We start from the raw sequence: 15,048 nt of genomic DNA, 5'->3' as shown, positions 1-15,048 counted from the left end.
GACCGTTGTGACCGGCTTGATTTTATCGTTGCCTCTTCCTATATTTGGTAAAAAGTCCGTTGCATCAATAATCACCGGCATGAAACCCCTGCTCCGAGCCCGGCATAACCGTTCCGTCCAACATGCATTGTTGCTTATACCGTTGATCTGCCTTATGTTCTGTTGCCCGGAAGTCAGCTCCCGGGAGCGTGGTCCGGCTGAACATACCATATCGGCAGGAGTTGCCAGGGTGAACATAACCCCTGAGGTACCGGTAGTGATGGCGGGATACGGATCAAGGACGCAACCCTTCGAGGGCATTAATGATTCACTGTATGCCGTTGCTACAGTCTTCGATGACGGCCTTACAAGGGCGGCGATCATAATGGTGGAGGTACTTGCCTTCCCGCACACGGTCTGGGAGGAGATAACGACCAGGATCGAAAATGAAACAGCCATACCCCGTGATCACATCCTGCTTGTCCCGACACACACTCACGGTGCACCTTCCACCAGGATAACAGACGATTCTGACAGGCACCTTATTGACTACAACAGGATGCTGGCTGACAAAATAGTGGCTGTTACTGCCGAAGCTGCCGGCAGTATTCGGCCCGCACTGATCGGTTCGGGCAGGGGTGTATGCAAGATGAGCATGAACAGGAGGGCCCTGAACGCTGCCGGTGGCATCAGGATCGGCAGGAACCCATACGGGCCGTGTGACCATGAGGTGGGCGTGGTAAGGATAGACAATGCTAACGGAGAGCCGTTTTCACTCATCGTCAACTGGCCGACGCATGCCACGGTTATGGGGCCGGGCAATCTTATGGTAACAGGCGACTGGCCAGGTGCAGCAAGGCGGTACATCGAACGTGAGGCGCCTTTACCGGTCAGTGCCATCATTACCGCCGGAGCTTCTGGCGACATCGACCCCATATACCGTGTGCGCCCTGACTTCCGCGAAAGCGAAATGGAAGAGATAGGTATAATTCTCGGCAGGGAGGTGCTGAGGGTTGCAGAAGGCATTGAAACCTATCCGGCGGGATCTGTAAGCGCAATGCAGCGGGTAATTACCCTTTCGGGGAAAAAGCCGGCACAGTCATGGAAGCCCGAGGAGGTTTATGAACCGGGACCCGACCTTGATGTCAGGCTTTCGATGCTCAGGGTTGGAAATATCCTGTTTGCAGGAATATCGGGCGAGGTTTTCACAGAGATAGGCATGAAGGTTAAAGAGCTTTCACCCTTCAGGCATACCTGGGTGATAACCCACTGCAACGGAGCCAGCGGATACCTTGTAACCGATAATGCCTACAAGGAGGGGGGATATGAACCAAGCGTGACCAGGGCGATGCCCGGGGCCGAAGGGGCCATCATCGGCAACCTGGTTGAGATGATGTATACAATCGGAGTAGAATAACACTTAAATCATAAAATTATGTGGAAAAAGAGCTATTCAAGGCGTGAGTTCATAAAGAAAAACTCGCTGACGGGACTTGGTGCTGTCCTTGCAATGAGTTCTGCTACTGCTGCCAGTTCATTTGTTTCGGGCGATGCCGGGACTCCGGCTATTATAGGAGGTTCACCGGTGCGTACCGCCGGCTGGCCGGTATGGCCGTTCTGGGACACTGCGGCCGATGAGAAGTTTGTCGTTGATGTGCTGCGAAAGGGGGTATGGTGCCGGGCCGGCGTTGACCCCAGGGTGAGTGTCGTGTCAGAATTCGAAAGGCAATATGCTGAGAAACTCGGTTCAAAACGGTGCCTGGCGGTTGTTAATGGCACCAATTCGCTGATCATTGCACTTCGGATGCTCGATATTGGCGGTGGCGATGAGGTGATAGTCACCCCATATACCTTTATCGCCACTATCTCGGCAATACTGGAGGTAGGGGCAATGCCGGTTTTTGCCGATGTTGATCCTGCGACATTCCAGATCCGCCCTGAAAACATAAAGAAGAAGATAACACCAGCCACAAGGGCTATTTTGCCTGTACATATCCTTGGGTTACCATGTGACATGCCTGCTATCATGGATATTGCACGGGAGCATGACCTTATAGTTGTTGAAGATGCGTGCCAGGCATGGCTTGCTGAGATTAACAACCGGAAAGTCGGCACATTCGGGCATGCAGGATGTTTCAGCTTCCAGAACACAAAGCACCTTGCCATCGGCGAAGGTGGTGCGCTGATAAGCGATGATGATCAGTTCATGGACAGGTGTTATTCCTATCATGATACGGGTAGCCGTTACGGGCGGATGGACGATCTGGTAGGAGGCATATATGTTATGAGGGGGAATAATCTGAGGATGACCGAGTACCAGGCGGCGATCGGACTGGCGCAGATGAAACGGCTCGATGAGCAGACAACCGTGCGCAATATAAATGCCGCCTATCTGAAACCCCGGCTTTCAGATATTCCCGGCATCATGCCCTATGAGCTGTACGATCATGTTACAAGGGCCGCCTTTCATCTCTTTGCTTTCCGTTACAAAAAAGAGGAGTTCAGCGGTATGACCAGGCCTGAATTCCTGAGGGCGTTGCGGGCCGAAGGTGTTCCCTGCTCGGGCGGTTACAGCGGCAACCTCAACATGATGCCCTACCTGGACGAAGCCTTTAAATCTAAGAATTACCGGAATATGTATCCGGCCGGTGATCTCAATTTTGAAAGATTTGTAGAGGCAAACCGTTGTCCCGAAAGTGAGCGCCTCTGCAACGAGGAAGCTGTATGGCTGTTCCAGAGCATGCTGCTCGGAGAGCCGGAAGACATGGATGATATTTTCAACGCGATAGAGAAGATACACAGGAATTCGGGCAAAATAAAGGCAAGCCTCCAGGAGCAGTCTGATAACCTGTCATTATAAGCGCCGGTTTGGTTCCCTTTTTGCACAGGGCAATATGTCGAATGTCAAATTTGACATGCTGATGCGGTTCTTTTGCCAGGAATTGTTAATTTTGCAGGGCCTTTAGTAATATGGTCACGTGGCCGAGTGGCGAGGCAGAGGTCTGCAAAACCTCGTACGGCGGTTCGATTCCGCCCGTGACCTCTAAATGAAACCCCTTAACTGCTGATAATATGCAATTAAGGGGTTTGTTGTTTGGTGTGGTTCCCAACCGTTTCCCATTTGGCCAGGAAGATTGTTTGAAGGTGAAAACCTGAATATATTTCTGGAGTTTGTAAAACTACAGATAAAACTGCCTTTGCCGACAGCGTACCGAAGATGGTTTTATTGTTGTGTGGCGGGTTAATTAGCTTCAAGCATGGGAAATTGTAAACCAGGCTATTGCATTTAGAATTGGAATGTCATAAATTTGATTACTAACCAATAACTAGCTGCAATGAAAACATTAATCCTGCTTCTGCTACTGTTTGCCGGGGTCTGTTCGGCACAGGAGATGGTTGCACCGGTCTATCCCGGCGCCAAAAATATGGGTGTGGAACACCCAGGTGTCTTTTTAACCATTGATGATTTCCATGATGTATGGAACTATTATTTTAATGATCTTGGGAAGGGGCCTGAATCAGAGAGGGATGAAGAGGATGGAAGGAAGAGCGCCTGGTTTGTTTACCGGACTGATACGATTTATTATGAAGAGGATTATTTTATGGAGGGGGCGCCCTCCACGGTTTCATACGGTGTTAGGCTGGATTATCTTGCCGGTGAAAACCGGAATGTAAGGTATGCCATTGAGAGTGTGGCATTTAAAGTGCCAGGTACTGAAGATATAGCCGACAAATACGACTATCTCAAGTACAGGTTTTACCCATATGTATATGATGAGGAAGAGGATGGCTATGTGTGCAGAAGCTCCTATATCTACAGGAAATATTCTGAAATTGACAGGCAAAAGGATACGGCATATGCTGATGTAGAGGCAGATTATGAGAAGAATGTCCTGGAAGCAATGGAGCAGGGGGATATGATGAGAATGATGGATCTCGCCAAGGGGATGATGGGAAAATCTGAAGATAAGTTAGACCTGAGCCATTGGGTAGATTGTCTTGAAGAGATGGCACAGGAATACTATACAGTTAGAATAAGTATATCAATGTTATATGATTAAAAGCAGAAAGGCCGGTATCTTTACTGATACCGGCCCGTTTAAGAAATTATCAGGACTTTTTCTTGTGCCTTTTAATCACCCGAAGGAGATGCCTGGTTCTACTCAAAGTAATTGATGTACCAGTTGTTGGGGTCGAGCAGCAGGTTGTAGATCTCCTCCCTCTGTCCGGCCGGGTATTTTGATGATACAATACCTGCCAGGTAGGAGGGATCGTTTCTCCTGTTGGCCACCCGCATCAGGTCATAGAATCTTTTTCCTTCAAACGCAAGTTCACGCGCCCTCTCATTGAGCACCTGGTCAACAAAATAACGTTGTTTTGCCAGGAGATTGCCGGTGAAATTTTTGAACCCGATAATTTTGTTGGTATAGGGATCAGTAATGTAAATAATATCATCAAGCTCTATCTGGTCATCATCCCATCTGTTGGTGATCCTGCCGTTCCATGTCAGGGTAAGGCCAATACCAACCCTGCCCCTGACACCAAGCTGGCTCCTGTTCATGGATGTTCTTAACTGATCGAATGCACCGTCATTGAGATAGCCGAGAGCGAAGCGGTAATCAGTCGTAGGGCTACCGGTGGTCTGGTCGGTATACCTGAGGTAGATCATCAGCTCAGCCATGAAAAGATGAACGTCGGCAGCCCTGTATATGATGAAATCGGCATCCTGGTCAAACACATTCTTCCCTATATTATATTTGAAAACAACGGTGTCGACGCCCTCCATGATGTTTCTTGAGCCTACATCATCACCAAGGACACGAAGATTTATCATGTTCATGTAATCTTGCTCATCAAGTGGAGTGGAACCCCTCATGTAAACGTAGGAGTGACCGAATCCCCTGTGAAAATCGGTTGGCTGGCCAATACGGCTCATCTCCGATCGTGAGGGAGGGGTTCGGCGTGCAATTATCTGGGTTCTCCAGACAGTTTCCCAGAAATCAATGGCGTTTTTGGTCGGTTTCAACTGATATGTATGCGGTCCCCATGAGTTGAAAAGAGACTGAAACTCATTCTGCTGAAATGTTGCCTTGTTGAAGGGGATTGTCAGGATATGCTCCCTGTTGTCAACCCCCATGAATATATTACGCCAGTTATGCAAACCGAAGGTGAAGTCGAGCTGGTACCTGGTTTCATCATGGGATGTATGATAGATTACCCTTTCAAAATTCCTGCGGGCGTTCAGCAGGTCACCCTTTGTAAGATACATCTGGCCGAGAAGGGTGTGCATTGCATAGGTGTTCCAGACAGTAACACCCCAGGATTCATCCTGATTGTCGATATAGTGGTTTACCCCGACGGCTTTAATTTTTGTTTCGAGCTCCTTTGTAAACTTATTTATGATCATGTCGGTGTCATAAAGGTTCCTTTCAAGCTCGACGGGCCTGTTGTAGATCGTGTCGTTATAGTATCCATCCAGGCCAAATTCAATATAAACACTGTCAACATAAGAAACCGGTGAATTGGCAAAGGCCTCGATCTCTTCCATAGTTACCAGGGATTCGTGGATATAGGGTACCTTCCCGTATATCTGCACGGCATTGAAATATGCCCAGGCCCTCATGCACAGTGCTTCCCCGTAAAGCCGGTCATAGTTGGAAACCGGGACATTTGGATCGAGCACCTGGGGTTGTTCCCTCTCCAGGAGACGGATAAGGTTATTGGAGGCCTGGATAAGCTTGAAAAAATTTGTGGGTGAAGCGTACCGGTTGGTCCTTGATATATTGAAATTGTGTATTTCAACCAGCTCAGGTTCAGCATTGGGCGTGATCTCAAGCAGGTCCCCCCTCAGCTCTCCAAGGATGACTATCTGCTCAGCCAGGTTCTGGGCAAGGCCGTACATGCCCATGGCAACAGACCGGTACTCATACCAGTCACTGTATAGACGATCCTCTGTTACATACAGCTCCTGCTGTGGGTTAAGGAAATCTTCACATGATGACAATGTCACAACAGAAATCAGTATTACGCTGATTATGGCCGGAATAGTTCTTATGTTTTTAATTTTCGCCATTATGATTATGTTTTTTATAAACCTATTTTAATTCCTGCTAAAAACTGTCTTGGATGCGGTGACTGACCATAGTCAATTCCGCGGGCCGAATAGGAATAGGCAAATTCCGGGTCGTACCCCAGATAACCGGAGAATACGAACAGGTTGTTGGCCGACAGATAGAACTCGGCATTCTGGAACATCAGAAACTCCCTGGGAATTCTGTAGCTTACGGTAATATTCTTAACCCTGAGGTAAGATGCATCCTCGATCCAGCGGGATGAGAAAGCGGAATTTCCCATGGGATCGTTCCACAGTGCCCTTGGCACATCAGTCTCATGTCCGTTATATTGCCACCTGTTAAGCGTTGAGGAACTCTGATTGTCCAGTCCTGTCATCCGCTCATTCTGGTAGCGTACATAATTGAAGACGTCGTAACCGGCCACAAAATGCAGGTGCCCGCTTACTGTCCATCTGCCATAATAGAATATATTTTGCAGTCCCCCGAAAAAGTCCGGCATCGGAGAACCTATGATGGTCTTGTCAAAATCATTGATTATGCCGTCAGGCTCTCCCTGGCGCCCCGAAAGATCTGCGTAGATCGCATCTCCGGCCCTGTAGGGTAATCCCCTGTTGTTTACCAGCCCCCGTTCATTTGCCTGGGCTCTGGTATGATAAACACCTTCAAACAGGTAGCCGTAGAAGCTGTTGGCAGGCGAGCCGGGCTGGTTAATCAGCTGTATGCCGTTTGCGTCGGTAATAATACGGTCTCCCCGGATATCTGTCACCTCGTTACTAACTGATGTCAGAGATGCCTGGATGTCCCATTTGAATGAAATGCCATCAACTACACGTGCAAATGATTTGAACTCCCATCCGCGGTTTTCCATTGCTCCGCCGTTCTGCATGATGGTGCTGTATCCCATATATGCAGGTAGCGGACTGAATATAAGCATGTTGTCTATATGCGAAATGAAGTAGTCAATTTGCGCTGCAACACGGCTTCCCCACAGCGAGAAGTCAATTCCGGCGTTCATCTGGGTGACGGTTTCATAGGTGAGCCTGTCGTTGTACATAGTTGCCGGATACAAACCGACGGTTTCCCTGTATCTCACAGTCTGGTAGTACCTTGTGGCGCTTGCCTCGCCAATGTCGTCATTCCCTGTCTTTCCATAGCTGGCTCTTATTTTAAGCTCCTCGAGCCAGTGCAGGTCCCTCAGAAACTGTTCGCTCGAGATCCTCCATCCGGCGCCTGCCCCGTAGAACAATCCGAAAGGATTGCCACCTATTGACAGGGTGTTGCCGGCATTCCTTCCCAGTCTTGAAGAACCGTCGAGAGAGACGCTGGCGGTCAGAAGGTACCTGTCCATGTAAGAATAGTTAAGATGTTCATAAATCGAAATCCAGTTCCAGGTCCTGTTTTGTCCGCCCAGTTCCCTGAGGTTATCCTGACCGTGTTGAATAGCACGGTACCGGTCATTCGGGTGGGCATTTTTGGTCAGTCCCCAGTCCATCTCAAACTGGTTAGTCTGAATGTTCACGCCTGTACTGGAGATTATCCTGTGCTGCCCGAAAGTGTTCTCGTATAAAGCATAGTTATTGTTGTAGAAAGTGGTGATGGAGTTGTTGGTGGCTTTTGATACATTGATGGCCTCCTGGTCATAATAGAGAGCCATACCCTGGTTAGGCATGAATATCAACTCCTTCATCACGTTGTAGCCCAGGCTGAAGTTGCTTTTAATCGAAAAATTGTTTGATACTATCGCGTTGAAGTTCAGGTTCGAAATAAAGTTATAGTTGTCGTTTCCTGCCGAATAGTTTTGTATTGTAGCGAGCGGGTTGCTGACACCCAGTTCGTCAACCTCAGATAACCTGATCAGCATCCTTCCTTCAAGGTCATACTGGTAGGGGTTAATCAGAGGCGACTTGGCAAGGCTTGTCAGTACCGGACTGGTACCGTTGGCCGATGTTGTCTCCCTCAGATCGGCAGAGCTGTAATTGAGGGAAACACCAGCATCCATCCCCAGCCACCTGAACATGTTGAGCCGGCTTACAAAACGGAGGTTATAACCCTCATAGCCGGTGTTCCTGATAATACCTTCACTGTTCAGGTAGCCGAATGACAGGCCGTACCTGGCAATTTCGTCACCACCCTTAACTGTTATGTTGAAATTTGACATATATGAATTGTCAAAGATCAGTTCCTGCCAGTTGGTGTTGTGCTGATAGTCGATAAACCTGTCATCATCCCTTTCAAGAAAAAGGTTGGGATATTCCTCAGTTATATGCTCTTCAAGCATGGGTGAGGAAAACAGTATCTCATTCATCAATGTCTTGTGCTGTTGCGCGTTCAGCTGGGGTATCAGTGTGGGCGGGGTTAGTGAATACCCTCCCCTGAAATCAACGTCGATCGTGGTTTCTGTTATGTTGGGATCGAGGGTTTCAATGAATATTATGCCGTTGGATCCTCTTGATCCATAGGCAGCGGTTATGGCGGGATCTTTTACAACGGTGATACGGGAAATATCGAACGGGTTTATCGCCATCAGGGGGTTGTATGCATAACCATGGAGGTTTGAACCGAAAACCCCGTGTTCTAACAGAGGTATACCGTCTACTACGTAAAGGGGCTGACTGGATGCATTGATGGAGTTCAGTCCTCTTATCATTGAAACGGTCCCGCTGGCGGGTGTCCCTGACAGGTTTTCTATGTGCATACCAGGTACACGGCCCTGCATGAACTGGTCAACTGATAGTGACGATGTATGATAGATCCTGCTGATGTCGACGTTATCAAATGAAGCAACCAGGTTTCTTCGGCTAAGTCTCTGCGACAGGATCTCCAGTTCATCATATCCTGATGAGATACCGGTAGCCGTCAGGTAGATCGTCAGGTAATCGCGGGAGTTTAAAAATATCCTCTGCTCTTTAAATCCCCTTAAGGGCGATACAATGACCCAACTATCCCCGGAAGGTGCCAGCAACCTGAATGTGCCGGTTTCATCTGTCACTACCGGCATTTCATCCGAGCCTTCCACACTGATTGTGATGTCCGATGCCGGCCTTCCGCTAGAGGTTAAAACAACCCCTTCAACGGTGAACAGAGATTCCTGGTTTGCTGAAAGATTAACTACTGACAGCATAAAGGCGCCCACCAGGACCACATTCCTGATATCAAGCATATTTCTGAATATGTACATCATTTTTAAGTATTTACATTTATTACTATTGCCAGATATTAAAAATCATAGGGAATGAACATAATGTTGTCTAATGCCAGGCCATTGAGTAATACATTACCCGGCTCTTTGTAAACGAATCTTACCCTGGTTTCACCATATTCTGCTTTATTGTCGACAAATGCATCGAACGAGTTGAGTGTCCCTCTTGGTACGTGCCTTCTTGCTAATTCACCTGTCACACTAGGTAATACCTGCCCCCGAAAACGCTGGTAATCGGCCCAGTCCATGGTTCTTACAAGTTCATCATTCACAAAGATATCATAGATGCCTCCGACGTTCATGTTGGTTCCCACTACCATAAGGTACTTTCTCGGGAAGAGGTTCCTGATCTTGAACTCAATAGAGTAAGTGCCCGAATACCTGGACGGGAAGGCGACCCTGAACAATGAATCGTTGGAAGCATTTGCATTGTAATCCCTGTTAGGAGTAAATGCCATATCACTTACAATGGTTACGTTTTCACGCCAGGCATACCTGTTGATGCCCGTCTCCCTGAGAAGACTTTCACCCTCAAAATTCACTGCTCCCTTGTACAATGTATCCGGAACCTGGAAGTTTTCATAGCTGTATACATAGCCGTTACTGCATATCACCCGGTTTGCTACAGTATATTCAATTATGACGCTGTCACCCAATATATTCTTCATCTTTACCGTGTCCCTGTTTGTCGGTATTCTGAAGGTCCTTTCCTCGATCATGTTCTCAAAAACACCCTGCTCAAGAAGGTAGGGGATAAGTATGTCTTTTTGCCATTCTACCGGTATATCAGTGTGATCCTGGTAAGTTCCCATGAATTCGGCCATTTCAGTCAGGGCCTGGTTGTACTCGGGTTCGTTCGGGAACACTATTGTAGCAGTACGGTTCCTGAACTCCTTGCGAACCGGGAAGAACTCCTCTTCAAATTCATTGTATATTATGGCAACAGTGTCAAATATTGTGTTCCCCTCTTCGTCAAAGCCTATCGGGCGGCTTTTTTCCATGTCTACAATTATCGAGTCAAGATCATCGATATAGCTTTTAAGGATAGGGTTGTTGGCTGCAAAATATTCGTAGATATTAGGCCTGGGAAATCCAACTTCAGAAAGGATAAAGTACTTGCCGTTCTCATAGAGAGGGCTTTCATAACTAACGGCAATATCGTCAAATAAAAGATTTGCACCCGTATTGTCAAGCAATGCAAACTTTTCTGCCAATGTCTGGACTTTCACCTTGCCTGTTATGCTTGAGGACTGAATGACATGCCTTGAAATATGGTAGTCAAGCAGGCGGGTTGTAACTTCGTCCTCCTCCCTGAACCTGACAATTGCCTCATTATCGGGAATGAAGAGCGTGTAGGAATCGTTTGATAAAAACAGGGTGTCGTATTTATTTTCCTTTATGTATTCCACGAATGACGTCAGGTCCTGATTATTTTGGATTGCAGCCCAGACATTTTCATTCACGGTCTCAGGGGTTGATAAATAATGATCCTGCCACCTTTCCTCACAGCCTGCCATCGCAAATATCATGGCAATGCTGATAATGGTCCCGGTAATGTTGTTTTTATATTTCATCGGTTTATACTTTTTAATTATTAGACAGGTTCAAATCTTATAACATCCCATTTGAAATTTCCGGGGATAAGCGCACTGATAGTTACAACATGGCTTTCGTACCTTGCAAAATCTATGGTGCCGACCAGCGTGTTCTGGAACGGGTTGTTTGCAGAGCCGCCGCTCGAAAGGTCAATCAGTCCCCCAATCTTCACGCCGTCAATAAAAACTTCCACAACGGCGTTCCGGGTGTTAAGCCGTTCGGCTCTCAGTATTACCCTGTATCTGCCCTGGACGATCCTGGGAAGACTGTAGCTAACCGTAAAATCGCCGTTTATCATAATGTAATCGTTACTCCAGGCGTTGGTTTCCTCAGCGGTCCTTTTTACGTAATAGAGATCCTCTCCCGAGTAATCAACCACCGATAGCAGTGAAGGATCTTCGATCAGGAACTCGCCCAGCTCGTTCCTGAATTGGTTAAAGTAGGGCTCATTCCAGAATTCGAAGTTCATGGTTGCCCTGGAAGGGGGCACAGGCTTCATCACACGGTCAATAAAGTGAATTGCCCCGCTTCGGGTAATAATGTTACTGGCGTCGTAATTGAATCCTATCCAGTCAATTATGGTGGTATCCTGCCCCACGATGATTGTCTCGAAAATCGTCCTCCCCCTGTTGATAATGATATCAACGCCCCGCCCGTCTATGTGGACAGGCACCTCGCCATAGTTGGTGTAGTTGGTGGCAACATCAACAAACTCATCCATAAAGAAGATGCCGGTAAGCATATGGTAACCAACGAAGTTATAGAGTGGGTTGGCAGGATTTGTGTAGTCGTTATCGTCAGGACTTACTTTCTCAATAAGGTCGTCGATTGAATATACACCGTGTTTGTGGTATATGCTGTCATGCTCCAGCAAAAGCGTGAATGGCTGGGCATTGTTCTCCTCGTCTTTCACGTCGATATTGGTGATCTCGTCAAATCCCGTCAGCTCAACAGCCTCCCTGAAAATCGAATACCCATCATTGAGTTCCAGCCACTGGTAAGTTGTCAGGGCAACCGGTGTAAGCATTTCTCCCAGAAGATGGACATATCCGTTTGAGACCTCTATATCAGTCTCTGTCAGGGGTGCCTGGTTATTGATCAAATAGTATGAGGTATCGGTTTCTATGACGAAGCTTACTATGAGCAGGTCATCAGAAAGAGTGGGCTCCGGTAGTGCCCCGAACGGAAAATCATTTGAATGAATGCTTATGTTGACCGCATGGTACTTTCCGATCAACTCAGCATATCCCGGTTCATTGAGCAGATCGTCCAATGAATTGAAACGTCCATGGTTTTCAATAAATCTCCTTACTGCGTCGTTATCGGGCAGAAAAAGAGAATATCCCAGTCCGTGCGGATTGTATGCACTTAACGTTTTATCAAGTCCGCCTTTCTGTAAGATGCGCAGGAAGCTTGAAAATTTCTCTTCATTTTCAACGATATAATCATATACGGTAAACTGGGCCATATCTTCAAAACCCGCTTCCACCGGCTCATCAACGCATGAAAGCAAACTGATTGCAATAAATACGGCACCTGTTAAAAAAATTAACTTCTTCATAATCATTTGCCTGTGTTTATAATAATGTATGTCTCCTTAATAATCATAATAGGGATTTTGTACCAGGTTCCTGTTGCTTTCGATCTCCTGGTCATATATTGGCAAATACCATCCCAGCGGGTTATTGAGTTTCATCGAGAGAATCCTTTTCTGGGTTGAAGGAACATTGCTTACCAGAATGTTGATCAGCACGTTCTTTCGGGCGTAATTGTTTCTTCTTCCCATCCTGAGAAGGTCAAACCAACGTTTCCCCTCATAGGCGAATTCCCGGGCCCTTTCGTTCAGTATCGCGTCCTCGTAGGCAATCTCAGAAGCAGGCAGGCTGATGGGTGGTACGTCTGCCCGGTTACGGATATCGTTTATAATATCCAGCGCTTCAGAAAATCTTCCGAGCTGGGAAAGAGCCTCAGCCTTCATCAGCAGCACATCAGCGTACCGGTATACGATAAAATTGGCGCTTCTCTGGAGGAAACCTGGTCGTGTCGATGTGCCGTCCCCTGCAAGTCCCACGTACTTCCAAATGATAAATTCATCTTCCCCGTACCTTTTAATGGATGCATCTTCTCCCCGGTAGAGCTCTCTTGCATACCTCCTGCCGAACATCTGTATTGCTACCTGACTGGGGTCAAAATAATTGGCATTCCGGTTTGTCATCCCATAGAGGCTGTTCTGCTGACCCAGGTTATCGTCAAACTGCAGTTCAAAAATACCTTCGGCGGTGTTACCCGGGTGGAACAGTTCAAACCACCGGGAGCTCATCAGCAGCAGGTGGTTGTCAGCCCTCTCAATCCTCTCTACATAATCTATTACAGCCTCATAGTCGAACTGCCACAGCGCTATGTCGGCCAGCAGGGCGTCGTACGCTGCTCTTGTGGCCCTTCCCTTGTTCTCAACAATGGTCCTGTACCCCTCAACCGGGGCATAACGCCTGAACTGCTCAAGCTCACTTCTTATATGGATAAGTATCTCATCTCCATCTGTCTTTGGCAGGTACACCTCTGCTTCATCTGTGCTTGTTGAATGCAGGACGAGCGGTACATCTCTGTAAACCCTTACCAGGTAGAAGTAACTCAGTGACCTGAGGAAATAGGCTTCTGCCAGGTAGGCCTGAAGCTGGTAATCGGTAAATGTATCATCAATCAACCGCACTTCCGGTGCATTTTCAATCACTTCATTGCAGTAGTTGATAATTCTGTAGAAATTATTCCAGTTGGTAAGATGATTGTCAGGGTGTATGTTGCCGTTCATGATCCTCCTGTCGGCATCGGGCATGTTGCCTCCGTCGGTTATCATGTCGGCGCGGAGTTCACCCAGCCGGAACAGATGTCCGTCCATACCTCTGAAAGCCTCGTAGGCGCCCATAACCACTGCCTCAACTTCCTCCTTGGTCTGCCAGAAATGTTCCCTGGTAAGCCCCTCGGGGGGTAGCAATTCAAGCCAGTCATCACACGAAACCTGCATGAACACGGCCAGTACGATTAATAGATATTTAGTTTTCTTCATCAGTATTATGTTAGCAGTTTATCCACTATTTTATTTTAGAAGCCGATATTTATGGTCAGTGTTGTAACCCTTGGGGGCGGGGTATTGGCCCTGTCAACGCCTATCCAGAAGGGATTGCTTGCATCCTGGCCCACTTCAGGGTCCTGACCCGAGTAGTTGGTGAAAGTATAAAGGTTTCTTGCACTGAGTGAGATGCTTGCCGAGCGGGCATTGAACCTTTGGGCGATCCTGTCACCCAGCCTGTAACGGACCTGAAGGCTGTTTACCCGCAGGAAATCCCCTCTTTCAACATACCTGTCAGATCCAAGATTATTTGCCGGATGGTCCATATATGCCCTGGGTATCATACCCGGTTCATCCTGTCCCTGTGTCCTCCATCTGCTCAGAACAGCCTTGCTCTGGTTATTGCGGTTGAGCATTCCCTCGGTCTGGATCGCGACCATGTTGATTATGTCAAAACCGAGACGGTAGTGAAAGCTCACCGTAAGGTCAAAGTTCCTGTACCTCAAAGAGCTGCCGAAGCCTCCAGTAAAGCGGGGGTTTGAATTTCCCAGATAAACCACATCGTTGAGGTCTATCTGCCCGTCATTATTGGTGTCTTCATAGATGGCATCCCCGCCGCGGAATGTATATGTTCCCAGGTATGTCATGGGTATCGGGTTGCCTTGACTGTCGCGGAGGATGTTTCCTTCGGCATCCCTGGCAAAGGCATCGGTATCGGTGGGATAAACACCATGGTACCTGAAACCGAAAAATGACCCGATGGGCTCTCCGACAACCACCCTCCTTGGAAATTCACCGTTACCGATGGCGGTTGATTGCTCAGTGTTGAAGTTTTCAGGAAGGCTGAGGAACCTGTTGGTGTTCTGGGTGGTGTTAAAGTTGACTGACCATCTCCAGTCCGCCGTCCTGATGATCCTGTAATCCATCATGAATTCCCAGCCCCTGTTGAGGAGTTCTCCTCCATTCAGAAAACGGAGCTGGTTGAAGCCTGATGATGTCGGTATCCTATAATTCTCAAAAAGAAGATCCTCGGTTAACTTTTCATAAACCTCTGCAGTAAGAAATACGCGGTCGTCAAAGAGGTTAATGTCTATACCAACATCATATGAGGTAATGCTTTCCCACTGCAAATT

General features: G+C 47.6%; 9 protein-coding genes and 1 tRNA gene. 4 read left to right on the top strand and 6 right to left on the bottom strand.

The window, feature by feature from the left end:
* Window positions 1-28 precede the first annotated feature (28 nt).
* The 4 genes from EA408_12425 (at window position 29) to EA408_12410 (ending at window position 4,040) form a co-directional block, all read left to right on the top strand.
* Window positions 29-1,396 carry a hypothetical protein gene (locus EA408_12425; GenBank protein TVR69690.1) on the top strand — a complete coding sequence of 456 codons (1,368 nt, stop codon included), beginning with the start codon at window positions 29-31 and terminating at the stop codon, window positions 1,394-1,396.
* Between the two features lie 18 nt (window positions 1,397-1,414).
* A complete protein-coding gene (locus EA408_12420) occupies window positions 1,415-2,839 on the top strand; it encodes a DegT/DnrJ/EryC1/StrS family aminotransferase (protein TVR69689.1) in 1,425 nt (474 codons plus the stop codon).
* Window positions 2,840-2,951: 112 nt separating this feature from the next.
* Window positions 2,952-3,025 (top strand) — tRNA-Cys (locus tag EA408_12415).
* 289 nt (window positions 3,026-3,314) lie between these two features.
* On the top strand, window positions 3,315-4,040 hold the full coding sequence (locus EA408_12410) for a hypothetical protein (GenBank protein ID TVR69688.1): 726 nt from the start codon (window positions 3,315-3,317) through the stop codon (window positions 4,038-4,040).
* 98 nt (window positions 4,041-4,138) lie between these two features.
* Here EA408_12410 and EA408_12405 read toward each other — a convergent pair whose 3' ends face one another.
* The 6 genes from EA408_12405 to EA408_12380 all read right to left on the bottom strand — a co-directional run.
* Window positions 4,139-6,052, bottom strand: coding sequence for a RagB/SusD family nutrient uptake outer membrane protein (locus EA408_12405; GenBank protein ID TVR69687.1), 1,914 nt, complete (start codon window positions 6,050-6,052; stop codon window positions 4,139-4,141).
* Between the two features lie 14 nt (window positions 6,053-6,066).
* Entirely contained in the window at window positions 6,067-9,234 is a 3,168-nt protein-coding gene (locus tag EA408_12400; GenBank protein ID TVR69686.1) for a SusC/RagA family TonB-linked outer membrane protein, read from the bottom strand.
* Between the two features lie 35 nt (window positions 9,235-9,269).
* Complete coding sequence (locus EA408_12395; GenBank protein ID TVR69685.1) at window positions 9,270-10,826, bottom strand: hypothetical protein; 1,557 nt, start codon at window positions 10,824-10,826, stop codon at window positions 9,270-9,272.
* 20 nt (window positions 10,827-10,846) lie between these two features.
* Window positions 10,847-12,415, bottom strand: a complete 1,569-nt coding sequence (locus EA408_12390) for a hypothetical protein (protein ID TVR69684.1) — start codon at window positions 12,413-12,415, stop codon at window positions 10,847-10,849.
* Between the two features lie 30 nt (window positions 12,416-12,445).
* Complete coding sequence (locus tag EA408_12385) at window positions 12,446-13,912, bottom strand: RagB/SusD family nutrient uptake outer membrane protein (protein ID TVR69683.1); 1,467 nt, start codon at window positions 13,910-13,912, stop codon at window positions 12,446-12,448.
* A 35-nt stretch (window positions 13,913-13,947) separates the two neighbouring features.
* Window positions 13,948-15,048: TonB-dependent receptor (locus EA408_12380; protein ID TVR69682.1), on the bottom strand; the 1,101-nt coding region annotated here is incomplete at its 5' end.

It is taken from the genome of Marinilabiliales bacterium (genome assembly GCA_007695015.1).
Classification (GTDB): domain Bacteria; phylum Bacteroidota; class Bacteroidia; order Bacteroidales; family PUMT01; genus PXAP01.
This window is presented reverse-complemented; position numbering and strand designations above follow the sequence as displayed.

Bases quoted from the DNA above. Each gene is read 5' to 3' on its own strand.
- EA408_12420 (TVR69689.1), top strand. From the start codon at position 1,415: ATGTGGAAAAAGAGCTATTCAAGGCGTGAGTTCATAAAGAAAAACTCG.
- EA408_12410 (TVR69688.1), top strand. From the start codon at position 3,315: ATGAAAACATTAATCCTGCTTCTGCTACTGTTTGCCGGGGTCTGTTCG.
- EA408_12405 (TVR69687.1), bottom strand. From the start codon at position 6,052: ATGGCGAAAATTAAAAACATAAGAACTATTCCGGCCATAATCAGCGTA.
- EA408_12400 (TVR69686.1), bottom strand. From the start codon at position 9,234: ATGATGTACATATTCAGAAATATGCTTGATATCAGGAATGTGGTCCTG.
- EA408_12395 (TVR69685.1), bottom strand. From the start codon at position 10,826: ATGAAATATAAAAACAACATTACCGGGACCATTATCAGCATTGCCATG.
- EA408_12390 (TVR69684.1), bottom strand. From the start codon at position 12,415: ATGATTATGAAGAAGTTAATTTTTTTAACAGGTGCCGTATTTATTGCA.
- EA408_12385 (TVR69683.1), bottom strand. From the start codon at position 13,912: ATGAAGAAAACTAAATATCTATTAATCGTACTGGCCGTGTTCATGCAG.